At 62.4% G+C, this 25,989-nt stretch carries 22 protein-coding genes; 8 read left to right on the top strand and 14 right to left on the bottom strand.

All coding sequences use genetic code 11. The annotated features are described in order from the left end of the window. Nucleotides 1–8: 8 nt before the first annotated feature. The 3 genes from ACELLULO517_RS00350 to ACELLULO517_RS28535 form a co-directional block, all read right to left on the bottom strand. The gene (locus tag ACELLULO517_RS00350) at nucleotides 9–1,358 is read right to left on the bottom strand and encodes an LLM class flavin-dependent oxidoreductase (RefSeq protein ID WP_227304523.1); all 1,350 of its coding nucleotides are present in this window, start codon (nucleotides 1,356–1,358) and stop codon (nucleotides 9–11) included. Nucleotides 1,359–1,540: 182 nt separating this feature from the next. Beyond that, nucleotides 1,541–2,587 carry a purine-nucleoside phosphorylase gene (locus tag ACELLULO517_RS00345; protein WP_227304520.1) on the bottom strand — a complete coding sequence of 349 codons (1,047 nt, stop codon included), beginning with the start codon at nucleotides 2,585–2,587 and terminating at the stop codon, nucleotides 1,541–1,543. A 77-nt stretch (nucleotides 2,588–2,664) separates the two neighbouring features. Continuing rightward, on the bottom strand, nucleotides 2,665–3,828 hold the full coding sequence (locus ACELLULO517_RS28535) for an energy transducer TonB (protein WP_264481282.1): 1,164 nt from the start codon (nucleotides 3,826–3,828) through the stop codon (nucleotides 2,665–2,667). Between the two features lie 282 nt (nucleotides 3,829–4,110). Between ACELLULO517_RS28535 and ACELLULO517_RS00335 the strand changes: the two genes are divergently transcribed. Further along, entirely contained in the window at nucleotides 4,111–5,490 is a 1,380-nt protein-coding gene (locus ACELLULO517_RS00335) for an ethanolamine ammonia-lyase subunit EutB (RefSeq protein ID WP_227304517.1), read from the top strand. Between the two features lie 2 nt (nucleotides 5,491–5,492). After that, nucleotides 5,493–6,266: an ethanolamine ammonia-lyase subunit EutC gene (eutC, locus tag ACELLULO517_RS00330; protein ID WP_227304514.1), complete on the top strand. Its 774-nt coding sequence runs from the start codon at nucleotides 5,493–5,495 to the stop codon at nucleotides 6,264–6,266. Between the two features lies 1 nt (nucleotide 6,267). Here the strand turns inward: eutC and ACELLULO517_RS00325 are convergent, their stop codons facing one another. From ACELLULO517_RS00325 to ACELLULO517_RS00285, 9 genes are all read right to left on the bottom strand, one after another. Further along, nucleotides 6,268–6,861: a hypothetical protein gene (locus ACELLULO517_RS00325; protein WP_227304511.1), complete on the bottom strand. Its 594-nt coding sequence runs from the start codon at nucleotides 6,859–6,861 to the stop codon at nucleotides 6,268–6,270. Between the two features lie 142 nt (nucleotides 6,862–7,003). Beyond that, a complete protein-coding gene (locus ACELLULO517_RS00320; protein WP_227304508.1) occupies nucleotides 7,004–8,113 on the bottom strand; it encodes a glycosyltransferase family 61 protein in 1,110 nt (369 codons plus the stop codon). A 107-nt stretch (nucleotides 8,114–8,220) separates the two neighbouring features. Next, nucleotides 8,221–9,144, bottom strand: a complete 924-nt coding sequence (locus ACELLULO517_RS00315) for a UDP-glucuronic acid decarboxylase family protein (protein WP_456304385.1) — start codon at nucleotides 9,142–9,144, stop codon at nucleotides 8,221–8,223. Between the two features lie 224 nt (nucleotides 9,145–9,368). Continuing rightward, a complete protein-coding gene (locus ACELLULO517_RS00310) occupies nucleotides 9,369–10,391 on the bottom strand; it encodes an ABC transporter ATP-binding protein (protein WP_227304504.1) in 1,023 nt (340 codons plus the stop codon). 11 nt (nucleotides 10,392–10,402) lie between these two features. After that, nucleotides 10,403–11,368 carry an ABC transporter ATP-binding protein gene (locus ACELLULO517_RS00305; protein WP_227304501.1) on the bottom strand — a complete coding sequence of 322 codons (966 nt, stop codon included), beginning with the start codon at nucleotides 11,366–11,368 and terminating at the stop codon, nucleotides 10,403–10,405. Then, nucleotides 11,365–12,288: an ABC transporter permease gene (locus tag ACELLULO517_RS00300; RefSeq protein ID WP_227304498.1), complete on the bottom strand. Its 924-nt coding sequence runs from the start codon at nucleotides 12,286–12,288 to the stop codon at nucleotides 11,365–11,367. The genes ACELLULO517_RS00305 and ACELLULO517_RS00300 overlap by 4 nt, the downstream gene beginning before the upstream one ends. Continuing rightward, on the bottom strand, nucleotides 12,285–13,268 hold the full coding sequence (locus ACELLULO517_RS00295; RefSeq protein ID WP_227304495.1) for an ABC transporter permease: 984 nt from the start codon (nucleotides 13,266–13,268) through the stop codon (nucleotides 12,285–12,287). The genes ACELLULO517_RS00300 and ACELLULO517_RS00295 overlap by 4 nt, the downstream gene beginning before the upstream one ends. A gap of 95 nt (nucleotides 13,269–13,363) precedes the next feature. Continuing rightward, on the bottom strand, nucleotides 13,364–15,016 hold the full coding sequence (locus ACELLULO517_RS00290) for an ABC transporter substrate-binding protein (RefSeq protein WP_227304492.1): 1,653 nt from the start codon (nucleotides 15,014–15,016) through the stop codon (nucleotides 13,364–13,366). A gap of 75 nt (nucleotides 15,017–15,091) precedes the next feature. Next, nucleotides 15,092–15,877, bottom strand: a complete 786-nt coding sequence (locus ACELLULO517_RS00285; protein WP_227304489.1) for an SDR family NAD(P)-dependent oxidoreductase — start codon at nucleotides 15,875–15,877, stop codon at nucleotides 15,092–15,094. Nucleotides 15,878–16,016: 139 nt separating this feature from the next. On the opposite strand from ACELLULO517_RS00285, the gene ACELLULO517_RS00280 reads away from it, so the two are divergent. The 5 genes from ACELLULO517_RS00280 to ACELLULO517_RS00260 all read left to right on the top strand — a co-directional run bounded on the left by ACELLULO517_RS00280 (nucleotide 16,017) and on the right by ACELLULO517_RS00260 (nucleotide 22,105). Beyond that, on the top strand, nucleotides 16,017–16,874 hold the full coding sequence (locus ACELLULO517_RS00280; RefSeq protein WP_227304486.1) for a DeoR/GlpR family DNA-binding transcription regulator: 858 nt from the start codon (nucleotides 16,017–16,019) through the stop codon (nucleotides 16,872–16,874). A 61-nt stretch (nucleotides 16,875–16,935) separates the two neighbouring features. Then, nucleotides 16,936–17,733, top strand: a complete 798-nt coding sequence (locus tag ACELLULO517_RS00275; RefSeq protein WP_227304483.1) for a BtpA/SgcQ family protein — start codon at nucleotides 16,936–16,938, stop codon at nucleotides 17,731–17,733. A gap of 87 nt (nucleotides 17,734–17,820) precedes the next feature. After that, nucleotides 17,821–19,323: an FGGY-family carbohydrate kinase gene (locus ACELLULO517_RS00270; RefSeq protein WP_227304480.1), complete on the top strand. Its 1,503-nt coding sequence runs from the start codon at nucleotides 17,821–17,823 to the stop codon at nucleotides 19,321–19,323. A gap of 56 nt (nucleotides 19,324–19,379) precedes the next feature. Continuing rightward, nucleotides 19,380–20,636 carry an NAD(P)/FAD-dependent oxidoreductase gene (locus ACELLULO517_RS00265; RefSeq protein WP_227304477.1) on the top strand — a complete coding sequence of 419 codons (1,257 nt, stop codon included), beginning with the start codon at nucleotides 19,380–19,382 and terminating at the stop codon, nucleotides 20,634–20,636. A 53-nt stretch (nucleotides 20,637–20,689) separates the two neighbouring features. Then, the gene (locus ACELLULO517_RS00260) at nucleotides 20,690–22,105 is read left to right on the top strand and encodes an amidase (RefSeq protein WP_227304474.1); all 1,416 of its coding nucleotides are present in this window, start codon (nucleotides 20,690–20,692) and stop codon (nucleotides 22,103–22,105) included. A 21-nt stretch (nucleotides 22,106–22,126) separates the two neighbouring features. On the opposite strand, the gene ACELLULO517_RS00255 is transcribed toward ACELLULO517_RS00260, so the two are convergent. Continuing rightward, on the bottom strand, nucleotides 22,127–23,209 hold the full coding sequence (locus ACELLULO517_RS00255) for an AI-2E family transporter (RefSeq protein ID WP_227304471.1): 1,083 nt from the start codon (nucleotides 23,207–23,209) through the stop codon (nucleotides 22,127–22,129). A 358-nt stretch (nucleotides 23,210–23,567) separates the two neighbouring features. Here ACELLULO517_RS00255 and ACELLULO517_RS00250 point away from each other — a divergent pair, with 358 nt between their 5' ends. Beyond that, nucleotides 23,568–24,320, top strand: a complete 753-nt coding sequence (locus ACELLULO517_RS00250; protein WP_227304468.1) for a putative quinol monooxygenase — start codon at nucleotides 23,568–23,570, stop codon at nucleotides 24,318–24,320. A gap of 64 nt (nucleotides 24,321–24,384) precedes the next feature. On the opposite strand, the gene ACELLULO517_RS00245 is transcribed toward ACELLULO517_RS00250, so the two are convergent. Further along, on the bottom strand, nucleotides 24,385–25,878 hold the full coding sequence (locus ACELLULO517_RS00245) for a catalase (protein ID WP_227304465.1): 1,494 nt from the start codon (nucleotides 25,876–25,878) through the stop codon (nucleotides 24,385–24,387). Between the last annotated feature and the right edge of the window lie 111 nt (nucleotides 25,879–25,989).

Below are 25,989 nucleotides of genomic sequence, written 5' to 3'. Positions count from 1 at the left end.
GGTGGTGGCTAGGCCCGTCTCAGGCTTTCGTACCGGTTGACCGGGTCGGCCAGGCCAAGATGATCGCGCAAGGTCTTGCCTTCGTAATCCCGGCGCAGCAGGCCGCGCCGCTGCAATTCGGGCACCACGAGCTTCACGAAATCTTCAAGATCCGCAGGCAGGGCCGGCATTTGCAGAATGAAGCCGTCGCAGGCTTCACCGACGAACCATTCTTCCATCACATCGGCGATCTGCGTGGGGGTTCCGACGATGCCGCTGGATGCCACGCGTGCCGCATAAATCTTGATAAGCTCGCCGACAGGACGGTTGCTGGACACGAATTCCCGAACGTCGTCGAAAAGCGCCTTCGATCCTTTCGGCGCATCCGGCAGTCTTTCCAGCGGAAATGGCTTGTCCAAGGCGAGATCTGTCAGATCCGCCTCCATGAATTCGCCGAGCAGATGCAGGCCCACAATCGGATGCATTTTCTCAGCCAGGAACTGGACTTTCGCCTGGGCCTCGGCTTCGGTTTCGCCCACGGTCGCGGTGAAGCCGGGCATGATCTTGAGCTGGTCTCGGGGCCGGCCATAGGCCGCCATCCGCCCCTTTACCTTGTCGTAGAACTGCTTCGTGCCATCAAAACCGGCCGCCCGGGCGAAAATGATTTCGGCCGATTGGGCTGCGAGTTCGATACCGGCGGGTGATCCCCCGGCCTGGGCGATGACGGGGCGCCCCTGCGGCGAGCGGGCGATGTTCAATGGACCGCGAACCTGAAAATGCTTGCCCTTATGGTTGAGCGTGTGGACAAGGTCCTCGTCGTAATAGACGCCGGCTTCCCGGTCCATGAGAAGAGCGTCTTTTTCCCAGCCGTCCCATAGTCCGCAGCAGACATCGAGGAATTCGCGAGCACGCTCGTAGCGTTCGGCGTGCGGGGGCAGGCCTTCGCGATTATAGTTATAGCCCGTCTCGTCGTGATCCGAGGTGACGACGTTCCAGCATGCGCGGCCACCGCTGAGATGATCGAGCGACCCGAATAGCCGTGCGACGTTATAAGGCTCATAATAACTGGTCGAAAGCGTCGCGGCCAGGCCGATCCGATCCGTTGCGACGGCAAGTGCCGATAGCAGCGTCAATGGCTCGAAGCGGTTCATCTTGTGTGGCATGCGCTTGAGCGCTGCCGGGTTCCCAACCGAAGCCGCGGGGGAATCTGCCAGAAACATGAAATCGAAGCGGCCTTGCTCGGACAATTTCGCGACGTTCAGCATATGCGCGAAACTGTTATTGGCATCGACCTGAGAGCCGGGATGCAACCAGCCTGCCGGATGAGAGCCGTATGAAAAGATGAATGTGCCGAGCGCAAGCTTGTCCGAGCGAGCCATCGCAGCTTCCTTTAAAGCGCGAGCTATGTCTATACAAAGCTTAGGTCAAAGGCAACCGCGTCGCGTAATATTTGTGCAAAAGCCTCTTTGGCCCTGTTAAATGCTATAGACAAAATCAGAATTGTCTAAAAATTAAACAAGACGATCAATTTTTAGGCTTTGGAGGTGCTATTGGGAGTGCGTCAATCATTCGGCACGCTGTTTTCCCAGGCCGACCAATGACCGGCGATCTCCTGCACCAGCGGATTGCCGGCGCGGTAGAGGTTTTCCAAGGCGATCATGAAGCCGCCCTGGTCCTGGTATTTGAGCAGGTTGGCGGCGTCATTCCCGCCGGGGGCGGGGCGATCGAAATCGGAACCTGAGCGCAGCACTGCGACCCGGCTGTCATCGGTAAGACCGGCGGCGGTCGCGCGCGTCAGCGCCTCATAGGTTGCGTTATCCTCCTGCTGGGTCGTGCAGTAATTGCCTTTTCCATCCGTCAGCAGCTTGGTCCAGGCCTCTGCACGTTCGCCCAGCAGCGTGCCGCTCCACCATGTATCGCCCGCCAGCGTATCGCATTGAATGACGGTGGGCGGCTGGCCGCCCGGCGCCGGATAGGCCGCGCGGGCCTTCTGCGCCGCAGGGGCATCAGCCAGCGCAACGCCCTTTGATAGCGCATAGGCACGGTCGAGCAGCGCTTCGTTGAGCTGGAAAACTTCTGTCTTGTAGTCCAGCGGCGGCTTCTGGTCCGGGCCTGTCGTATTGATGCCGGTATAGCCGCTGGGCCAAGTTTTCGGCGCCTCGCGCTCATCCAATTCCCACTGCAATCCCCAGGAGACGAGATAACGCGCCCAGGCGGCCGAGCCGATGGTGCCGTCATGGGGGTTGATGCCGGCGATACCGGCGACAAGCCAATAGGTCTTCCGCAAATCGAACTGGTGTGAATAGACGAGCGCGGAGATCGAGGCCGCCGCGTTGGCCTCACCCATGCCCGTCGTCAGCAGGCAGACGCCGTCTGTCGCGCAATGGATCGCAGGATAATCCGGCGACAGACCTGGCACCAGAATAGCCTCCGTCAGCGGCAGATATTTCTGCCATATGCCGCCTTCCGGCCCGAACATGGAAACGATCATGACCTTGACTGGGGTCGCCGGAGGGGCGGTGGGCAAGGGGGATGCCGCCTGTACCGGCCCGGCGGACAGGGCCATACAGCCGATGGCGGCCCCGGCAAGCCAAGTGCGAACCTGCATTAAAGACATCCCTGGTTGAAAGATGGGCTAATCTGCCGACTATTCCGGCCGCCAGGCAAGGATCACGTCAACCGCGATCAGTGGTCGATCTGATAATGCATGGTCGCTGTCACGGTCACAGTATTCGATTTGGCGTCAGGGGTCAGCGGCGGCAGATCCGCATTGCGGAACATCCCGAGCCAGTCTTGATCGAGCAAGGCATAGCCGGTGGGCGTCACCATTTCCAACTTCGAGACATGGCCGGCGCGGTCGACCGTGAAGCGGATGGTGACAGCACCCTGTTGGCCCATCTCGCCGGCCATTTCAGGGTAACTCGATCGCGCGTTCACCCATTGCTCAAGCTCTGCCAGCCAATTGGTGCCGGGATCGCCCTTGATGGCGAGATCGCTGCCGGACTTCGCCTGCATGGATGACGGCAGGTTCAGATTCATGCCGCGCGTCTGGCCGCCATTGCCGCCGCCGCCGCTGAAGGACAAGCCGTTCATCATCACGCCCTGACTGAAGGTCGAACTGCGGCCTTGGCCTGACCGGCGGGCGACGGTCGCCCGTTGCGGTGCCGGTTGTGCGGGCGGCGGCGGTGGCATGGGCGGTGGCGGCGGCAGGTTCATCGGCGCCAGTTCGGGCATCGGCGGCAGGCTGAGATTGACCTCGGCCGGCTGATTGTCGGTCAGCACCGATGGCAGCGGCACGGGCGCCGGTATCGGCGTGGGCGTCTTCGGCTCAGCCGGCGCGGGGGGCGGCGGTGGCGGCAGGTTGATCTTGGGCATAGCCGGCGGCGGCTTGGGGGCCGCAGGCTGTGGCGTCGGTGGTTTGGGCGTGGCCGGTTTCGGCACCGGTGTCGGCGGCGCCGGTTTGGGGGTCGGCATCGGCTTCGGCGGCGGCTGTGGTGCGGGTGGCTGCGGCACCGGTGGCACAGGTGTGGGCGGCTTGATGGCCGGTTGCGGCAAAGGCGCCGGGGGCGGGGATGCCTGGGCCGCGCGTTCGGGCCGCGGGCTCGGCCGTCCCTTGGGGGCGGACTGCTGCGCGGGTTTCGGGGGGGCCTGATGGGCCGGCGCCACGGGCGTCTTGTTCCCCGGCTGGAAGACGACGTCGACCGCGTTGGTCGGCGGCGGTTCCGGCGGCGTCTTGTTCGGGAAGGTGATGATCATCAGCGCGATCGCCGTCGCATGCACGGCGAATGAGATGCCGGCGGACCATGCCAGCAGGTTGCGCGGCCTTTCGCGCCTGCGGCGCGGTACCATCGGTGTCCGGCCCGGACGCGGCCGGCCTGAGCCCGGCGGTTCCCCGGCGGAAGAGAGTTTCGGCGTACGCCGCAGGCTGACCATTCTGTCCGACGCAGGCCTTCAAGGGACTATGAAAGTCGCATAGCACGGTCCGTGGCGCGCGGTAACGCCTGCCGGGACGGAGTTTTGCCGCGCTGGGCGGCCAAGGCGGCGCGATTTATGCTTCAGCTGTCGCGTGAGACGATTAGACTGTAGCGAGAACGGCCCTGCGGGGCCGGCCCAAGGTGAGGAAGCGTTCGCATGTATGCCCATTCCATAGGCGGTACCCGCTATAGCTTCCCCGACCTGAAAACCTTGCTGGCGCGGGCGACCCCGCATCGCTCGGGCGATGTCCTGGCCGGCGTCGCGGCGGCGACCATGGCCGAGCGTGTCGCGGCCCAGTTGGCGCTGGCCGATCTGCCCCTCAAAACCTTTCTGTCGGACGTCATCGTTCCCTATGAAAGCGACGAGGTGACGCGGCTGATCATCGACAGCCATGATTCCCTGGCGTTCAACCCTATCGCGCATTTGACCGTCGGCGGCCTGCGCGATTGGCTGCTGTCGGACGAGGCTGATGCGGCCGCACTTGCGGCGCTCGCGCCCGGTCTCACGCCCGAAATGGCGGCAGCGGTTTCCAAAATCTGCCGGGCGCAGGACCTCATTCTCATTGCCGCCAAATGCCGGGTGACGACAGCCTTCCGCGACACCATCGGCCTGCCCGGGCGCCTCGCGTCCCGCCTGCAGCCCAATCACCCGACCGATGATCCCAAAGGCATTCTGGCCAGTATCGTCGATGGGCTTCTGCTCGGTTGCGGTGATGCCGTGATCGGTATCAACCCGGCCTCCGACAGTCCGCAGCGGGTGCATGAGCTTCTGTCCATGCTGGACGATCTGCGCCAGCGCCTGGATGTGCCGACGCAAAGCTGCGTGCTAACGCATGTGACGACGGCGATCGACCTGATGGCCGGCGGCACGCCGGTCGATCTCGTTTTCCAGTCCATCGCCGGGACGGAGGCGACGAATACCAGCTTCGGCTTCAGCCTTGCGACGCTGCAGGAAGCGCATGAGGCAGCGCTCTCGCTGAAACGCGGCACGGTCGGCGACAATGTCATGTATTTCGAGACCGGGCAGGGCAGTGCGCTCTCGGCCGATGCGCATCACGGTTGCGATCAGCAGACGATCGAGGCGCGGGCCTATGCCGTCGCCCGCCGCTTTTCGCCGCTGCTGGTCAATACCGTCGTCGGCTTCATCGGGCCGGAATATCTCTACAACGGCAAGGAAATCATCCGTGCGGGGCTGGAGGATCATTTCTGCGCCAAGCTGCTCGGCGTGCCGATGGGCTGCGATGTCTGCTACACCAACCATGCCGAGGCCGATCAGGACGATATGGACCTGCTGATGACCTCGCTCTCCGCCGCTGGCCTGACCTTCATCATGGGCATTCCCGGCGCGGATGACGTGATGCTGGGCTATCAGAGCACATCCTTCCATGACGTGCTGGCCCTGCGGCAGATGCTGGGCCTGAAGCCGGCGCCGGAATTCGAGACCTGGCTGGCGCGCGTGGGGCTGACGGATGATGTCGGGCGCGTGCGGCCGCTGGATATGCCCGAGCGGTTTCAGCGCCTGCTGACGGCGGCCTGATCATGTCCATCGATCGCTTCGAGGCTCTCCGCCAATTTACCGCCGCGCGCATCGGTCTGGGGCGCAGCGGGCCGGGTATCGCGACGCCCGATCATCTGGCTTTCCGCGCGGCGCATGCGCTGGCGCGCGACGCGGTGCATACCGAGCTTGATCTGGCCGCTTTGGAGAGGTCTCTCGTGCTGCTCGGTCTGCCCGTTCTGCGTGTCGAAAGTCGTGCGCCCGACCAGCAGACCTATCTGACGCGGCCGGATTTCGGACGGCGGCTGAGCGACGCTTCCGCGACCCTGCTGCGAGACAAGGCGCCAGGACTGGAGATCGCCGTGCTGGTCGCGGGTGGCCTGTCTGCCTTTGCCACCGCAAGCCATGCGGCCGAGTTGCTGGCCTTACTCGCCCCTGCCTTGCAGCGGGCGGGGCGGACGCTTGGTCCCATCTGCATCGCGCCGCGCGGACGCGTGGCGCTGGGTGACGAGGTCGGCGCGCTGCTGGGTGCGCGGTTGATGCTGGTGTTGATCGGGGAGCGGCCGGGTCTGTCCTCGCCGGACAGTCTCGGCGCCTATATCACCTTGGCACCCCGACTGGGACAGACGGATGCCGATCGCAACTGCATTTCCAACATCCGGCCTGAAGGCATGCTGCTGACGGAAGCGGCAAGACGCATCCTATGGTTGACCGATCAGGCCATGACGCGGGGCATCAGCGGCGTCGGCTTGAAGGATGACAGCGACCGCGTGCTGCTGACGAGCGAGGCTGCCGCAGCCTCACCCGCTTTAGAATGAGTTAAGCGGCCGGATCGGGCCGCAGCTTGATGCTGACGCTTTGTATGACGTCGATCTGCACGGTGTCGCCCTTCTTCAGCTTATCGGCGAAATGGATCATCGCTGTGTTATGGATGTCCACAGTCTGCGTCATGCCTGCGGCATCGGTGACGGTGACGAGATGCTGGCGGCGGTCGATCTCATCGACCCGCACCTCTTCGCGAATGGCCGCGAAGCCGGAACTGCCAGGCATATGCCCGAGGGCCGCCCGGTGTCCGCCGACCAGACCGGCGGGCTGGGATAGCGGCTGGCCGGAGGGCACCAGCGCCACGGCGATGATTTTGCGAAAGGTGAGATAAAGCCGATCACCCGCACGGATCTGGGCGAAGTTGCGCATATCCTGCGTGGCGGTCACGGTCTTCAACTGGCCATCCGGACCGCTGAGAAGGATCTGCCGCGTGATGGGATCGACCGATTCCACTACGCCGACGACCGTGATGCTTTTGCCGACCACGATCGGCTGTGGGGTCGCGGCATGCGCGGAAGGCAGGATCATGCCACCGAACCCGAGCATAAGCGCGCCGGATGCGGCAAGAAGGGACTGGCGAAGCGACATGTCGGTCCTCGTTTCTGATGACGAAGTTAGGTCTTACGCCTGCTGCCGTCAGACGGAAGAGGCAAATCGGTAAAGAATCAAAATGTTTCAGTGCCAGCCCGCCACCAACCGGCCTCGACAGGGGGCGCGACCGGTTCCGGGGTCAATGCGATGACGGCTGTCCCGCGGCAACAGCGCGGGCAGGACGCGAGGCGAGATGGCGTCTGATGTCGCGCAGACGGGCGAGAATCAGAGCAGGATCGAGCACAAAACCTCGCGCATGGACATCGCCGCTTGCATCGGCGCTACTGTCGAATAGATCGACCAGATAGTGCAGTTGCGCGGCTTCCGCGAGGCGGGTGAAGCAAGGGTTGAGATAATGGGCCGGCATGAATTCATAAAAGATCGTGCCAGGTCTGCAGAAGACGATATTCGTCATGCCGGCGCCATGAGGTCCGATGACAGCATCTGCCTTATGAAACAAATTGATTTGCTGTGCGACCGACATCTGCCCCGGAATCACGATCTGGACGCCCTCCGCTTCCAGAAGCTTCATGACTTCGGCCTCATTTTCTGCGGCCCGGTTTTTGGAATCAGTCCGCGCGACATAGATGATATCGGCTTGGGCCGGCGCGCTGTCGAGGGCGGCCAAAGCCAGCCGTCTGAACGTATCCTGGGCTGATCGCGATACCGAAAAAGCCGTGCTGCCGTTTTGGAATTCGTTGAACTCCAAAATCGGGATCGCATAGTGCTGGCTTGGATTCAGGGTGATGCGCGGCAGCCGATCATAGCCGAGCAGGGTGAGTATTTCGAGCTGCCATCTGTTCAAATCTCCCGATAGGAGGGTGACCTCAGCCCCCGGCAAATTCCGCAGCGTCCAGTCCAAGCCGGGGATCGTCTGAATGAGCCAGTGATAGTAATTATCGAAAGCCCGTGCCAACGTATAGTGGATGCCGGTGTCCAGTCGGACAATGCCGTCCTCAATCACGCAGGCATTCTCGTAATATTCGGCGGGCACCAGATAATTGCTTTCCTGGATTTTCTTTCCGTCTTTGATGAGCGTCATGGCGGCTGTATCGAGATGTACTCCCTCCAACCGATAACGCCGGACGGTCGCGGTGACCTTGCGCTGGTGGAAAAGGCTCGCATAGTCCGGCCGTTCGAACCCCCGCCCGAGGATCGAGCTTACGGAAGCGTTCCACGGCACGGATTGTTCGATGATGCCGATACGCGCCGCGACCGTTGCGATGGAGGTCTCCGCTAGGGTGGGCATCGTCCTACTTTCTCACGATATTGGCTTGGCCAGGATATCAGTCACCCGGCGGTTCGCTGGCAAGCCCCTGACCCGGGTCGAAAACCCGTCCGGGTTCCTGGGCCCGCTCACTCCTCGATGATACCGCGGAAATAGGCGATCGTTTGCGCCAGCCCGTCGTCGATCGCCACCGTCGGTTCCCAGTTCAGCACCTTCCTGGCCAGGGTGATGTCCGGGCAGCGCTGCGTCGGATCATCCTGCGGCAGCGGCAGGTAGCGGAGGTCCGACCGCGCGCCGGTCAGCCGGATGACGCGCTCCGCCAATTCCTTGACGGTCATCTCATGCGGGTTCCCGATATTGATCGGACCGGTGACGGACTCGTCCGTCGCCATCAGGCGAACGAAGCCTTCGATCATATCGGTCACGAAGCAGAAGGCCCGGGTCTGCATCCCGTCGCCGTAGAGCGTAATCGGTTCGCCCCGCAAAGCCTGCACGATGAAATTGGACACGACGCGGCCATCGTTGGGATGCATGCGCGGGCCGTATGTATTGAAGATACGTACGACCTTCACGCGGACTTTGTGCTGCCGGTGATAGTCGAAAAAGAGCGTTTCCGCCGCACGCTTGCCTTCGTCGTAACACGCGCGGGGGCCAAGCGGATTGACATTGCCACGATAGGATTCCGGCTGCGGGTGTACTTCCGGGTCGCCGTAGACTTCGCTTGTGCTGGCTTGCAGGACCTTGGCCCTTACGCGCTTTGCCAGCCCCAGCATATTGACCGCGCCGATCACCGATGTCTTGGTCGTCTGCACGGGATCGAACTGGTAATGAACGGGGGAGGCAGGGCAGGCGAGATTGTAGATTTCATCAACCTCGACATAAAGCGGGAAGGTCACATCGTGACGCAGCAATTCGAAATGCGGATTGTCGATAAGATGGGCTATGTTGCCGCGGCGTCCGGTAAAATAGTTGTCAACGCAAAGAACATCATGCCCTTCCGAGACCAGACGCTCGCAGAGATGCGAGCCCAAAAACCCGGCTCCTCCCGTCACGAGAATACGCTTCGAATTCAGCCCCACTGGCCCACTTCCTCCCGATCCCCATCCAGCTTGCGTTCAAGCACCGGATAAGGCAAGGCCGCGCCAGCCACGAGGGCCGGATCGAAGACAATTTATGGTTCTATTGCAGTTTCATGACGTGAATTCAAACAGATAGGCCAGGGCGGGTCCGTCTGGTCCGTGCCACGTTGCAACGAAGGCCGGGTGGGTGGCCGACGTCAGGCCACCATGCCCGCCTCCGGCGCCGTGACGTGGCAGGCCGCCATATGGCCGGGCACCACGGCCTCCGTCAAATCCGGCGTCACGGTGGCGCATATCGCAATCGCCAGCGGGCAGCGCTGACGGAAGCGGCAGCCGGGACCGGGATTGACCACGCGCGGCGGCTCCCCCGTATCGGCGGCCGTAATGGTAATGGGCGCCTTCGGGTCCGGCACGGCCGATAGCAGCAGCCGCGTATAGGGGTGGACAGGGCGGCGCAACACCTCCTCCGTCGGTCCGGTCTCAGCCACGCGGCCGGCATACATGACGACGATGCGGTGTGCGACGTAACGGGCGCTTGCGATATCATGCGTGATATACAGGAAGGAAATCCCTTCCTCCTCACAGAGCCGCGCCATCAGGTTCAGCACGCCAATGCGGATGGAGACGTCGAGCATGGAGACGGGCTCATCCGCCAGCACCAGCTTCGGCTTGTAGGACAGCGCCTGGGCGAAGCCGACACGCTGGCGCTGACCGCCGCTCATCTCATGCGGATATTTCGCCAATACCTGCCGCGCCGGGGACAGGCCCACGGCTTCCAGCGCGCGAATGGCCTCGGCCTCACGTTCGGTCGCTGTCAGCGTCGGCTGATGCAAGGCAAGGCCACGGTCAAGCGCATAGCCGATCGTATGGACCGGGTTGAGGGAGGCGAAAGGGTCCTGCAGGACCATCGGCACCTGCCCGCGATAGGCGAGCACGTCACGCCGCGACTTGACGTCATGCAGCGACCGTCCACGAAACAGGATATCGCCGTCGGTCGGTTCATAAACCTTTGCCAGCAGACGGGCGATGGTGCTTTTCCCGCTGCCGCTTTCCCCCACCACAGCCACGATCTCGCGCGGCCGGATGGTGAGGCTCAGATCATCGACCGCATGCAGCTTGGCATTGCTGAACAACCCGCCGATGCGAAAATGCCGCGTCAACCCCACTGTCTGCAGCAAGGGCGCGTGATCGGCGATGGCGGATGCTGTCAGATCGGTCATGGCCATGATCCTCAGACCGTCTCTTCGAACAATAGGCAGCGCGCGCGTGTGTCGCCGCTGGGATAAAGCGCGGGCTCGACCTCGGCGCAGCGCGCCATGACCGAGCCGCAGCGCGGACGAAAACGGCAGCCGCTGGGCAGATCGGTCAGATCGGGCGGTGAGCCCGGAATGCCCTTCAGCGCCACTTTCGGCCCGTAGACCGAGGGGAAACTGTCCAGCAGCCCGCGCGTATAAGGGTGCTGCGGGGCCGCGAATAACGGCCGCGTCGGCCCAATCTCGACGATCTTGCCGGCATACATGACGGCAAGGCGGTCCGAGAAATGCCCGACCAGCGACATGTCGTGGGTCACGAAAATGACCGCGAAGCCAAGTTTCCGCTGCAATTCCTTGATTTGTACCATCAGCGACCGCTGGGCGACGACATCCAGTGCCGATGTCGGCTCATCCATCACCACCAGATCGGGCGAAAGCAGCAGCGCCATGGCGATCATCACGCGCTGGCGCATGCCGCCCGACAGCTGATGCGGATAGCTTTTGAGATGGATGGCGTCGATGCCGACCAACGCCATAACCTCGCGGGATCGGGTGCGAATGCCAGCGGCATTGGTCTGGCCATGGGCGCGCATCGTATCATCAAACTGCGCGCTGACTGTTTTGACAGGGTTGAGCGCGTTCATCGCACTCTGCATGACGACGGAGTAGTCGCGCCAACGGATGCTGCGCAGCTCCCCTTCACGCAGGCCCACCATATTGCGGCCTTTGAAGATGACCTCGCCCGAGACCAGTTGCGCCGGCGGGCTGAGAAGCTGCGCGATCGCGAATAGCAGGGTGGATTTGCCGCAGCCGGATTCGCCGACGATGCCCAGGAACTCGCCCCGGTCGAGCGTGAAGCTGACATGATCGACCGCACGGGCGGGTTCGCCGGATGTTGTGTATTCAACAACTACGTCGCGGACATCGAGGATCGCGTCGCTCATGACCGCTTGCCCCGCTTCTTCCGGCGTGGCGCGCGCAGGACCGGATTGCTGATTTCATCGAAGGCGTAGTTGAGCAGCGCGAAAGAGCCGCCAAGAACGGCGATGCCAAGGCCTGGCATGATCGCCCAAAGCGGAATGCCCGCTTGTAGCGCTTCGTTATTTTGCGCCCAGTACAGCATGGTGCCCCAGCTATTGGCATTGATATCGCCGAGGCCGATGAATTGCAGGCCGGCGGCGGTCAGGATGGCGTAGACCGAGGCGCCGAGGAAGTTCGCGACGAGCAGCGAAATCATATTGGGCAGTATTTCATGCGTGATGATGCGCCAGCTGCGCTCGCCCCGCAGGCGCGCGGCGGTGAGGAATTCCCGATGTCGCAGCGACAGCACCTGCGCCCGCAACTGTCGCGCGCCGTAGGACCAGCCGGTCAGCACCAGCACGGCGATGATCATGCCATTGCCGCCGGATTTGGAATAGGCGGCGAGCACGATGACCAGCGGGAAGGCCGGGATGACGAGGAAAACATCCGTCATCATCGACAGCAGCCCGTCCGCCATGCCGCCCAGATAGCCGGCAGCGACACCGATGATGGCGGACAGCACGGTCGATAGCAGACCGGCGACCACCGCGATGATCATCGAATTGCGCGCGCCCCAGACGAATTGGGCGAAAATGTCCTGCCCGTAGGAGGTCGTGCCCAACCAGTTATCGCCCGTGGGGCCTTGGCCCGGCATGAAGTTTTCCGCATTCGGATCGCCCGGCGCGATGACGTTCGGGATCGCGGCCATGATGATGCAAATCAGCAGCAGGAACGCGCCGAGCATGGCCTTGCGGTTGGAGAGGATGGCGCGGCCGAGGGCGGAGAGCGCCCGCAAAGCGGCCGGGCGGCGCTTGACCGGCCCTTCCTGCAACACGGCGCTCATGCTGTCCTCCGCGTGCGCGGATCAAGCAGCACCGTCACCGCATCCACGATCAGAATGGCGATCAGAACGGCCAGGGTGATGAACAGGAACAAAGTCTGCATCAGCGGAAAATCTTCGTTCAGCACCGCCTGCAACATCATGTAGCCGACGCCGGGATAGGAGAAGACATATTCGACCAGAATGGCACCGCTGACGACGAAGCCGAGCGACATGCCGAAACCGCTGAAATTGGGCAGGATGGCGTTGCGGCCGGCATAGTCGAACATGATGCGGCTGGGCGACAGGCCCTTGGCGCGGGCCATGCGCACGTAATCCTCGTTCAGCACCATGATCATATTGTTGCGCATGGTCAGAATCCAACCGCCGATGGAGGTGATGACGATGGTCGTCGCGGGCAGGATGGCGTGCTGGATCACATCCCAGATGAAGTGCCAGGTGAGCGTGATGGGCTGACCATTGGTATAGCCGAAGCCGGTCGGCAGCCAGCCGAGGGAGATTGAAAAGATTAGGATGGCGACAAGGCCGATCCAGAAATAGGGGAAGGCGGACAGGATGATGAATAGCGGCGGCAGAAGGCTGTCGAACCAACCGCCGCGCGTCCAGGCGCCGATCATGCCGATCAGCGTGCCCAGGATGAAAGCGATGATGGTCGTCACGCCGACCAGACCCAGCGTCCAGGGCAAGGCTTCGAGCACGACATGACTGACGCTCTGCGGGAAGAAGGTGAGCGACCGGCCAAACTGGCCAGTGACGCTATTGCCCAGATAGGCGAAATACTGCGCGATCAGGCTTTGATGGGTATTGATGCCGAAGGCGGCTTCCATGGCGTTCAGCGCTTGTCCGCTAAGCCTGCCGTGGAAACGCGCCATCATCGCCATGGCCGGATTACCGGGCATGAGCCGGGGCAGAAAGAAATTGACCGTCATCGCCGCCCATAGGGTGACGATGAAAAAGCCCAGTCGTCGCAGAATATAACGCATCTCGGTCACATCTCATAAGCGGAAGGCCGCGTGATGTTTGGTCAACGGCCATGGCGCCCCGGCCGCACGCTCTGCGACCGGGGCGAGGCGAGCGCTTACTTCTCGTGCAGATGCAGCACGATCACGCCCCAGTCCGGGAAGGTATAACCGGCCAAAGGCTGGGCATAGGGGTCCTGCGGCGTCGGCCAGCCCACGAATTGCTTAGTGGAATACTGGTCCCAATCGACCTGTTCGGTAATGGGGATCAGCGGCACGTCATCCAGCAGCACTTTCTGCAGTTTGGTGACGATCGCCTGCTGCGTGGCGGGGTCGGTCGATTCCGCATAATTGTCGATCAGGGCATCGGTATCCTTGTTGGAATAGCGTTCCCAGTTCGTCGTTGCGGCCTGGCCGATGGGCGCGGAGCCCGGGCTGTACAGCCATTGGCGGAATTCGTAATAGGGCGTCGGGCCACCGGCCTCATAGGCATAGGCGAGGTCATACTGCCCGTTGAACAGCTTCGCATTATAGTCGGTGCCGGCGAGGTTGGAGATGGTCAGCTTGATACCGACCGCCTTCAATTGTTGCGCTGCCACCTGCAGGGCCGCGACCCAATCGGTATAGGCGCTCTGGTTGATGATGGTGAAGGCCAGCGGCTTGCCGTCGGCGGTCGAGAACATCCCGTCATCGCCGCGCTTGTAGCCGGCCTGTTCCAGGATCGCGATCGCCTTCTTGGGGTCGTATGTATAGCCGGCCTCTGCCAGCTGCTTCTTGTCCAACCAGCTTTCGAAAGTCGGCGTCACGATGCCGGCCTGATTGGCCGGGGGCTCATAACCATATTCGCCGATCATGGCGATGCGTTTCTTGTCCAAAGCATAGACCAGCGCTTTACGGACCGCGACATCCTTCAGGATCGGATTGGTCTGGTTGATGAACATCGCGACATTCACGACCGGCGGATACCAGTAGTGATTGTCTTTGTCCTTGGACATGTATTCGGTCTTGATATTCGGAATGAACTGGCCGCCCCACTGCGCCTGTCCGGTCGCCAGAACCTGGTTCGCGGGCGGGTTGGTGGTGAAGGCCGGGTATTCGATATGCGCGATCTTGGGCAGGCCGGGCTGCCAGTAATTCGGATTGCGCGTGTAGCTGACATCCTGCGGCGTGCAGCGGCTGATCGTGTAGGGGCCGGTGCCGATCGGCGTCGCGTCGACGAAGGTGGTCGGGTCCTTGACCTTGCTCCAGATATGTTCGGGCACAATGCCGACCTGATCGGCGACATAGTAGAAATAGGGCACGGCCGGGATCTTGAAGGTAAAGACAACCTTGTCGTCACCGCTCTGCGCCACGCTGGTCAGCTGCGACCAGATGGTATTGAGGTCGAGCGCCGGATATTTCTTGAGCATGTTGAAGGTGAAGACGACGTCCGACGGAGTCAGATCCGTGCCGTCGGTGAATTTCACGCCATGGCGCATGGTGAAGGTTAGAACCTTCTTATCCGCGCTCCAGCTATAATCGGTCGCAAGCCAGGGCGTCGTCTTGGCACTCTGCAGCGTGTTCACGAACATCAGGGTTTCGTAAACCGGCCCGACTGCCAGGAAGTTCGAGGATGAATTATAGGGGCTGAAACCGCAGGTCCACAGGAACTGCGCGTCGGAAATGGTCAGCGTGCCGCCGTCATCCGCCGCCAATGCGCGGGGGGAGGCGCCGAGTGCGCCACCCATCCCAATACCGGCCGCTAGGGCCATAAGCCAATGCCGCGTCGCCATGATGTTCTCCAGAGATCAACAGGTTGCAGACAAAGTCCGAGCGGGTGGAAACTCAGCCCGCGGGGCTAACGGGTGTCAGGTCATATAGACGCCGCCGGTCACGTTCACGGCCTGGCCGGTCATGAAGCCGGCGCCATCCGACAGCAGAAAGGTGACGACCTTGGCGACGTCTTCCGGCTCTTCGATACGGCCGAGCGGTGTCAGCGAGACATATTCGTCAAACACGGCCTGCGGCGTCATGTCGCGCAGCTCGGCTTCCCAGACGATTTCGCGGGACTGCATGCCGGTGCGCACGAAGCCGGGGCAGACCGCGTTGACGCGAATGCCATGCTTGGCCATTTCGCGCGCGAGGGACTGCGTCCAGCCGACGACGGCGAATTTGCTAGCGGAATAATGCGCCAGCAGCGGCGCGCCGACTTTCGCGGCCAGGGAGGCCGTATTGCAGATCGCGCCCTTGATGCCGGCATCCAGAAAATGCTTGCAGGCGGCCTGATTGGTCAGAAACACGCCGCGCGCATTGACGTCGAAATTGAAGTTCCAATCGGCGTCCGTCAGTTCCAGCGCGGCTTTCATATTGGAGACGCCGGCATTGGCGACGACCCGGTCGATTTGGCCGAGCGCCTCCACCGCGGTTGCGAATGCTGCATCGACACTCTCCCGCTTCGTCACATCCATCTGAAGGGCAATCGCATCCGCCGCAATCGTTTCAGCGGCCGCCTTTGCGGCAGCCAAGTCGATATCGGCGATCGCAATCCGCATGCCGTGGGCAGCAAGGCTCGTGGCGATGGCGCGGCCGATGCCGGTGGCGCCGCCGGTGATGAGGGCGGTTTTCCCCGCGAGGTCACTCACGATTGTGGTCATAGCCGATGCCATCCTCAAGCCTGGTATGTGACGAAACCATAACAGCACCCTGGAGGCAGTCAAACATTTTCAAACACAATTTTGTGGATTTTTGTTCGTTTGCCTTGTGTGCGTGCAATCTCGTGGTTAGAGTTTGAGCATGATGAAGAAAGCCAGCCTGGAACAGCCCTTGCCCGAGGGATCGGACCTTGTGGTGCCGGCCGCACCCGCGGGTGCCCGGCGCTTGGCGCTGCATCGCTTGATCGCCGAGCGTGGCTTCGTCTCGGTCGCCGAGGTCGCGAAGGAAATCGGCATTTCCGACATGACGGTGCGGCGCGATCTGGAAGCCTTGGAGCGGGACGGGCTTGTGCAGCGCTCCCACGGCGGCGCGGTGCCGGTGCTGGCGTCGGCCGCCGCCGTCATTCAGACCGAGCCATCCTATGCCGCGCGGGCGCAGATCAACCCCGACGCGAAACGGCGCATTGCCTCTGCCGCCGCGGGTCTGATCCTGCCCTATCAGGCGATCGGCCTGGATGCGGGGTCAACGGCCGCCTATCTCGCCGCGGAACTCGCAGACCGTCAGGCTTTGGAGATTGTCACCAATAGCTTGCAGACAATCCTGGCCATGCCGCAACCCATCATCCCTGAAGTCTATCTCCTCGGCGGGCGCCTGCGTCCGCGCGAAGGGTCGATGTGCGGCAGTATCACCCGGCAACAGTTATCGGGCCATTGGTTGGACCGGTTTTTTCTTGGCATCTGCGGCATTGATGAAAACGGCGTCTACGATTATTCGCCCGAGGATACCGAGACGAAGACCATCTTCATGCAGCAGTCCAAAATTGTGACGGCGCTGTGTGACAGCAGCAAATTCGGCAAGCGTTCCTTCGTGCGCATCTGCGGTTTCGATGCGCTCCATAGCATCGTGACCGACGCGCCGCTGCCGCCGGAGATTGACGCGGCGGCACGTGCGGCCGGGGTTGAGATCATCCTGGCCCAGGCCGATGCCGAGGCCGCCTAAAACAATCAAAGGCTGCGATCACACGCGCAGCCATCATCGTACAATCCAAGGAGAAAAACCCATGTTCGATTTCTTTGACGGCAAAAAGAAAGTCGTCATCGGCATGGTTCATATCGGGGCTCTGCCCGGTACGCCGCTCTATGACGAGAAGGGCGGCATGCGCAAGCTGATCGAGGGCGCGGCCGCCGATCTGGAACATCTGCAGGCGGGCGGCGTCGATGCCGTCATGTTCGGCAATGAGAATGACCGGCCCTATTCGCTGAAGGCGCCGAACAGTTCGGTCGCTGCCATGAGCGCCGTCATCTCGACCCTCAAGCACAAAATCGAAGTCCCCTTCGGCGTGAATTATCTGTGGGATCCGGTCGCGAGCGTCGGTCTGGCCGCCGCGACGGGTGCCAAATTCGTGCGTGAGATCTTCACCGGCGTCTATGCCTCCGACATGGGCCTCTGGGTTCCTGCCTGTGATGAGGCGCTGAAGGCGCGGCGCAATCTGGATGTCCGCGATCTGAAACTGCTGTTCAATATCAATGCCGAATTCGCGGCCTCGCTCGACACGCGCCCGCTGGCGCTGCGCGCGAAAAGCGCGGTCTTCTCCGCGCTCGCTGATGCCATTCTCGTCTCCGGCCCCATTACCGGCCAGGCGACCGATCAGTCCGAACTCAGCGCGGTGACGGAAGCCATCACCGATGTTCCGGTCTTCGCCAATACCGGCGTCAATAGCGGCAATGTCACCGATATTTTCAGTGTGGCGGATGGATGCGTCGTCGGCACGCATTTCAAGATTGACGGCCATACCTGGAATGCCGTCGATCCCGCGCGCGTGAAGGCCTTCATGGCCAAGGTCGAAACGCTCCGCTGAAGCTGGGCTGAAGCTTTTTAGAACGACCGCAAATCGTCCCGTCAGGCGAACCTGCCTGATGGGATAGCGCTTGAAGGCTATCGTCCCATGCCTGCTGTCATCGGCATCGATATCGGCACGACGTCCACGATCGGCATTCTGATCGATCTGCCCGGACGGATTGTGTCTGTCGTCTCGCGTCCGGTGGAGCTGCTGTCGCTCCACCCGGGCTGGGCGGAGGAGGATCCCGATCAGTGGTGGCGCAATACCTGCGCGGTCATCCGCGAGTTGCTGGCGGTGGAGCCCGCACTCGCCGGGTCGCTGGTTGGTATCGGCGTCGCGGGCATGGTGCCGGCCATGGTCATGCTGGATGCGGAAGGCGAGATCATCCGCCGCAGCATTCAGCAAAGCGACGGGCGTGCGACGGCGGAAGTCGACGCGCTGATAGCGGAGGTCGACAACGCATCCTTCCTGCGCCGTACCGGCAATGGCGTCACGCAGCAGATCGTCGCGACGAAGCTGCGCTGGCTGGAAAAGCATGAGCCCGATGCTTTCGCGCGGATCGCGACGCTGTTCGGCTCCTATGACTTCATCAATTGGAAGCTGACGGGCGCGCGCCGCCTGGAACATAACTGGGCGCTGGAAGCCGGCTTCGTCGATCTGGCGGACGGCCAGATCGCAGTTGATCTCGTCGCCCTCGGTGGTATTGCGGCCGAGGTGCTGCCGGCGATTGCCGAAAGCCAGGCTGTCATCGGTCATGTATCGGCGGAAGCGGCGGCTGAGACGGGATTGCCCGAAGGCCTGCCCGTTGTCGCCGGCACAGCCGATCACGTCGCCTCCGCCTATGCCGCCGGTGTCATCGCTGAGGGCGACGTGTTGTTGAAATTCGGTGGCGCGGGTGACGTGCTGATCGCTGTTGATGACGCTGTGCCCGATCGTCGGATTTTTCTCGATCGCCACGTCATTCCCGGCCGTTTCATGCCCAATGGCTGCATGGCGGCCACCGGCTCCATGCTCAATTGGATCGTCAACGGTTTCGCGTCAGGCGCGGCCGCTGGCCATTGCAACCCCCATGGTTTTCTGGACAGTCTGGCGGCCGAGATCGCGCCGGGTAGCGAAGGCGTCTTTGTTCTTCCCTATTTCCTGGGGGAGAAAAGCCCGGTGCAGGACCCGCTGGCACGCGGCACCATCTCAGGCCTCAGCCTCAACCATACCGTCGGCCATCTGTGGCGCGCGGCGCTGGAAGGTGTGGGCTATGCCTTCCTGCATCACCTCGAAGTTTTCCGCGAATTAGGCTATCCCGTGCGCAGGCTGCTGGTTTCCGATGGCGGATCCCGCAGCACGGTCTGGATGCAGATCGTGGCCGACATCATCCAGATGCCGGTGCAGCGGCTGGAAGGCCATCCCGGCTCTTGCCTTGGTGCCGCCTGGGTCGCGGCCATCGGCGCGGGTGCCACGGATGACTGGTCCGGCGCCAGCCGGCTGGTGCGCTATGGCGAGGTCATCACGCCCAACCCGGGTCATGCGGATGTCTATGCTCATGGCTATAAGCAGTTTCGCGCCCTCTATTCCCGGCTCGCCCCTTGGTTCGTGGAGAATAACCAGGGTTGATCCCGCGATTACACCCATGCAACGCTTGAAACGGATCAGGCAGGGCGGGTGTGGTGATGGCAGCGGATATGCAAGCGGATGTCGTGGTGCTGGGCGCCGGCATCGTCGGCGTTTCCATCGCGGTGCATTTGCAACGCCTGGGTCGCCAGACGATCCTGTTCGATCGCCGGCCGGCGGGTGAGGGCACGTCCTTCGGCAATGCCGGCATCATCCAGCGGGAAGCGGTCTTCCCGCATCACTTCCCGCGGGATTTTCGCGAACTCCTCAGCTACGCCTTCAACAGCAAGACTGAGGCGCGATATCACCTGAGCATGCTGCCGCGCCTGCTGCGGCCCTTCGCGCAATATTGGCATCATTCCGAGCCCAGCCGTTACCGCGCCATTGCCCGCGACTACGCGCGGTTGATCGCCCATTGCGTCGATGATCACCGGGAATTGGCGGCGGAAGCCGGGGCCGAGAGCCTGCTGCGTGACGGCGGCTGGACCATTGCCTGCGAAACCCCGCAGTCGCTCGCAGGATTTTTGAAGACCGCCGAGGATTCACGCCGGGAATTCGGCGTGGGCTTCCGCGCGCTGGATGGCGCGGCTTTGAGCGCGGCCGAGCCCCATCTGCGCTCGGGTCTGGCCGGTGGCGTGCAATGGACGGACCCGGTCGCGGTCTTGGAGCCTGTCGCGCTGACACGCGCCTATCTCGCATTGTTCGAAAAGCTCGGCGGACGCTTTGCCTATGGCGATGCGCGCACATTGACGCGTGCTGGCGCGGGCTGGGCGGTGACGGGTGACGAGACAAAAATCAGTGCCAGGGAGGCCGTGGTCGCGCTGGGTGCCTGGTCGCCGATCGTCACCAAGCCGCTCGGCTATGACCCGCCGGTTTTCGTCAAGCGCGGCTATCACATGCATTATCGCCCCGATGGCAATGCCGTCCTTAATCACCCGGTTTTGGATGCCGCGAACGGCTATATGCTGGTGCCGATGAACCAGGGCATTCGCCTGACGACCGGGGCGGAATTCGCCGACCGCGACGGCCCGCCGACGCCCGTGCAATTGGCGAAGGTCGAGCCGCTCGCGCATAAATTGATGCCGGCTCTGGGTCAGCGGATCGACTCTGAAATCTGGATGGGCGCGCGCCCCTGCACGCCGGACATGCTGCCTATCATCGGGCCAGCGCCGCGCCAGCCAGGGCTTTGGTTCGGTTTCGGCCACGGTCACCAGGGACTGACCCTTGGCCCCACCACGGGCCGGATGCTGGCGGCCATGATGACCGGTCACGAACCTGTGACCGATCCCACGGCCTATCGCCCGGATCGGTTCTAACAGAAGCCGATGATTGGCCCGGCTCCTGCAAGGCCAGACCAGCACAATCAGGAATGAGGCCGACAATGGCGCAGGGCGATCTTGCCTATCTCGATTTGACCGAAGTCGCGAAACGTATCCAGTCGCAGGACATTACCTCCGTCGCGGTGACGGAAGCGATGCTGGAGCGGATCGTGGCACTGGACGGCAAGCTTGGCGCCTATGCCCTTGTGCTGCCTGAGATTGCCTTGGCCCAGGCCGCGCAGGCCGACGCCGAGATTGCGGCGGGGAAGATCCGCGGGCCGCTGCATGGTGCGCCGATCGCGGTGAAGGACCTCTGCTGGATGAAGGGCGTGCCGACCGCCGCCGGCATGACCATCTATGCTGATTTCAAGCCGGATGAAGATGCAACGGTTGTGGACCGCTTGCAGGCAGCCGGTGCCGTTATTCTCGGCAAGCTGCAGCTGACGGAAAGCGCCTATGCCGATCATCACCCCAGCATCACCCCGCCCAAGAACCCCTGGAATGCGGCCTATTGGCCGGGCGCTTCCTCCAGCGGGTCAGGCGTCGCGACGGCGGCGGGGCTTTGCTACGGCTCGCTGGGATCGGACACCGGCGGCTCCATCCGCTTCCCCTCGGCTGCCCAAGGGTTGACGGGGCTGAAGCCGAGTTGGGGCCGGGTCAGCCGCTACGGCGTGTTCGAATTGGCGGCGACGCTCGATCATGTCGGGCCGATGACGCGTAGCGCGCGCGACGCGGCGGCCATGCTGGCGGCGATTGCGGGGGCTGACCCCAAGGATCCGACTGCCTTACAGGCGCCGGTGCCGGATTACATGGCGGCTTTGGAAGGCGGCGCGCAGGGCCTGCGCATCGGCTATCCCGCTGCCTGGATCGCGGAATCGGCCGATGCCAAGACGCGGACTGTCGCGGAAGCCGCGCTCGCCGTCATGAAATCGCTTGGCGCCGAGATTGTGGACGTCACCTTCCCTGATATCTCCCAGGCGGTGCAGGATTGGTTTCCGCTCTGCGGGGCCGAAGTCGCGGTTGCCCATACCGCAACCTATCCGGCGCGCAGCGCGGAATACGGGCCGGCGCTGAAGGGCCTGATCGACCTTGGGCGCAGCATCTCCGGCCTCGACTATCAGCGGATCGTGCTGAACCGCGAGGATTTGCGCGGGCGCGTCAATGCGGTGATGGCACCGCTCGATCTGTTGTTGATCCCTGCGATGGGCTTCGCCGCGCCGACGCTGGCTAAAATGGGGTCGCTCGGCACGGATGACGCGCTGATGAACAGCCTGCTCGGCTTCACCTGTCCCTTCGATATGACGGGCCACCCGACCATCACCCTTCCGGGTGGCTTTACGGAGGAGGGGATGCCGGTCGCCTTCCAGTTCGTGGCCGGCCATTGTGCCGAGCCTGTCTTGCTGCAGGCGGCAGAGGCCTATCAGCAGGCGACCGACTGGCATAAGCGCCACCCGGCTCTGGGCTGAGGTTCAAGGCGCGGCGATGGCTCACACCGGGCCTTCGCCGACCCATTCGCGCCAGAGCAGAATCAGGGCGGCCATGATGGCGGGGCCGAGGAACAGGCCGATGATGCCCCAGGCCTCGATCCCGCCCAGGATGCCAAGCAAAACCCACAGGAAGGGCAGCTTCGTCGTGCCGCCGATCAGCACCGGACGAATGAAATGGTCGGCCACGAAAGTCACCAGCACCCCCACGCAGACGACGCCGATCGCCCAGCCGATCGCGCCCTGGGCGAGCAGCAATAAAGCGATGACGGCGAAGACGGCCGTGGCGGCGAAGGGCACCATGGCGGCGATCGCGGTGATCATGCCGAAGACCGTCGCCTGGGGCACACCGGCGATCCAATAGACGACACCCAACACAAGACCTTCCGCGAGGCCGACGAGAACGAGCCCGTTCACGGTGCCGTGGATGGAGGCGATGATCTGCTGGCCGATACGCTCGCCGGTCAGCCCGAAGGCACGCAGCGCGCCATGGCGCAGTTGCCGCGTCAGCGTCACGCCTTCACGGAACAGGAAGAACAGCGTGACCAGCGTGAAGATGAAGTCGCTGAGGCGATGAAGCAGCGCTTCGCCGACCAGGCGGCTGACATGGGCGACATGGCCGCCGGCCGTCTGTCTGACGAGTTTCTGCGCGCCGCCGGGATTGCCGAGCGTGGTCTGCCACCAATCGTCGATCTGCGTATGGTCGAAAGGCAGGCTTTGGATGATCGCGGGTTCCGTGATCCCGTTGGCCTGGGCGTCATGCACCCAGTCGCTGGCGGATTGCGCCTGCTTGGCAAGCTGAAGCCCGACAAGCCCGACGGGGGCCACGAAAATCAGCGCGATGCCCAGGGTGAAGGCGAGGGGCAGCAGAATATTATGCCGGCCCGTCCCGAAACGGGCGATGGCGCGAACATAGAGCGGCCAGAGGGCAATGGCGAAGATCGATGCCCAGGCGAGGGCGCTGAGGAAATTGCGCAGCGTAAAAGCGCCGAGCAACAGCAAGCCGAGCGCCAGTGCGCCCATGGCGATATGCTGGGCGCGGGTGCCGCCGGGGTTGTCAGGGACAGGCTGGGATGTCTGTGTCATTGCCGGCTGAGCATAAACAGCAAGCCGGCGCTATTCGGAAGAGTTTCGTGACAAATTTCTACCCCTTGGCGCCGCCGGGCAGTGGCCGGCAAAAATGCGACGACTGCATTTCACGGTTGCGCATGGCGCATGCCCTGCGCTGATCGGTGCAACCCGGTTCAAGCAGGAAATTGCGTGAACAACGTTAAGGCATCGGCATCGCTTTCGATTGCGACAAAAGAAACGGCCGAATTGCGACATTGTCGGCCGGCAATGTTGATCTTCTTTAATGGCAAGGTCTGCGATCGGTAATTTTACACGGGCGATGACGGAGGCAGCGCGCCCGCTTTCAGGCGCCGTTGTATTGAATGGAATTGCCATGTCCTCCTTCGTCCTATCCCGCCGAAATCTTTTTCAAGTTGCTGCCTTGGGCGGTTTGGCCGTTGGTGCGGGCTCTGCCTTCAGCACCCCCGCATCGGCGCAGGCTTTGCCCCAAAGCGGCATTTTCGAAAATTTGGCTAGGTTGCAGGTCAAGCCGCAGGCGATGGCGCATTTCCTCATCGCTCTGCGCGCCAATGCGATGGATGCGCGATCAGCGCCCGGCAATATCGGTTTCAATATTTTCCAGAAGATCGGCAGCCCGAACACGCTTTTTGTCTTCGAGCAGTGGCAGAATGCGGCAGCCTATGCGGTCCATATCAAACAGCCGGCGCTGCTTGCCATGCATGCGGCAGCGAAGACTGATCTCAGCGGCGCGATCGGGCATGAGTTCTTGCAGCCCGGTTCCACGGGGACCGGCGCCTTCTGGGCTGTGCCGGACAATGCGCAGACAACGGCGAATGTTCTGGTCGAAATCCTGGTGAAGCCGGGTATGCGCGATACGCTGCTGGAAAGGGTGACGCCGCTGCTGCCGACCTTCCGTCAGGCAAAGGGCAATATCTCCTTCGATCTTTACAAGAGCGTCAATAATCCGAACGGATTGGTGCAGATCGAACGTTGGCTGGACAAACCAGCTCATCTTGCCAATCTCAAGCGGCCCGTCATCACCAAGATCCGTGCGGCCTATGCCGATACGCTGGCGCGTCCGCTCGCCAAGTCGCGGGCTGATCTTCTTGATGTGACGCTGGCTTGATTTAGTCGCGATGAAACCGGGTAGATACGCGCAACAAGTGCGCGGATCTACCCGTTCATGAAAGTCAGTCGGCGGCGGCGGCCGTTGTCGGCGCGGAGGCCGGCGGCGTGTGGATACGGCGGATCGATGCTTCCACGCCCACCGCCCAACTCGGGTCGGCCCGGCGGAAATGCTCCAACTGCCGGTCGATGATGTGACGCGGCACGCCCTGCATGGCCCCGGCGATATTGTCGAAGAACCGCTGCTTCTGCTCAGGGCTAAACATCCGGTAGAGATTGCCCGGCTGGGTATAGTCGTCATTGCCGTCGCGGTGATTGTAGCGGTCGGCATTGCCGTCGATACGCAGCGGCGGCTCCTTCGCGCTATGGTCTTCGACAGGGCCGTCGAAGGAGTTCGGTTCGTAATAAGCGTCCGTGCCCTTCGGCGCGTCGAAGCGCATGGACCCATCCGCATGATAGGTGTGCACGGCGGTCTTCGGCTTGTTCACCGGCAGCGCCTCGTAATGCGTGCCGACGCGATAGCGGTGCGCGTCCGCATAGGAGAAAATGCGGCTTTGCAGCACCTTATCTGGTGAGAAGCTGATACCCGGCACGATGTTCGACGGCGAGAAGGATGCCTGCTCAATTTCCGCGAAATAGTGGTCGGGATTGCGGTTGAGCTCGAAGACGCCGACATCGATCAGCGGATACTCGCCATGCGGCCAGACCTTGGTCAGGTCGAAGGGATTGTAGGATGTCTTTTCCGCGTCGGCTTCGGGCATGATCTGAACTTTGAAATCCCATTTCGGGAAATCGCCGCGCTCGATCGCTTCGTAAAGATCACGCTGCGAGCTTTCGCGGTCATTGGCGATGACGTGATTGGCCTCTTCATTGGTCCAGTGTTTGTGGCCCTGGCGCGTCTTGAAGTGGAATTTCACCCAGTAGCGTTCACCGGCATCGTTCCAGAAGCTATAGGTGTGGCTGCCATAGCCGTTGACATGGCGGTAGTCGGTCGGCAGGCCGCGATCGCTCATCAGGATCGTCACCTGATGCAGGCTTTCCGGGCTCAGCGACCAGTAATCCCACATCGCGGTCGGCGAGCGCATATTGGTGCGCGGATGGCGCTTCTGGGTATGGATGAAATCGGGGAACTTCACCGGGTCGCGGATGAAGAAGACCGGCGTGTTATTGCCGACGACATCCCAATTGCCCTGATCGGTGTAGAATTTCAGCGCATAGCCGCGCACGTCGCGCTCGGCATCGGCCGCACCGCGCTCGCCGGCGACGGTTGAGAAGCGCAGCAGCATATCCGTCGTCTTGCCGATTTCGGAGAAGATGGAGGCCTTGGTGTATTTCGTGATGTCATGCGTCACCGTGAAGGTGCCGAAAGCGCCGGACCCCTTGGCATGGACCACGCGCTCGGGGATGCGCTCGCGATTCTGATGCGCGAGCTTTTCAAGCAGCAGATAATCCTGAAGCAGAAGGGGGCCGCGCGGCCCGGCCGTGATGCTGTTCTGATTGTCCGGAACGGGCGTGCCGGCCGTGCTCGTCAAGGTCGGACGGGAAATATCGTCGGGCATAAGAACCTCTTTTGGATGTTGCCTCGTGACAGCCTGTCTAGGCGCCTCAGGTCGATCGGTGAAATTGATTCTTCCTAAGAAATCGATAGGCTGTTCCTATGGTCAGTTTCT

It is taken from the genome of Acidisoma cellulosilyticum (genome assembly GCF_020621385.1).
Classification (GTDB): Bacteria; Pseudomonadota; Alphaproteobacteria; order Acetobacterales; family Acetobacteraceae; genus Acidisoma; species Acidisoma cellulosilyticum.
This window is presented reverse-complemented; position numbering and strand designations above follow the sequence as displayed.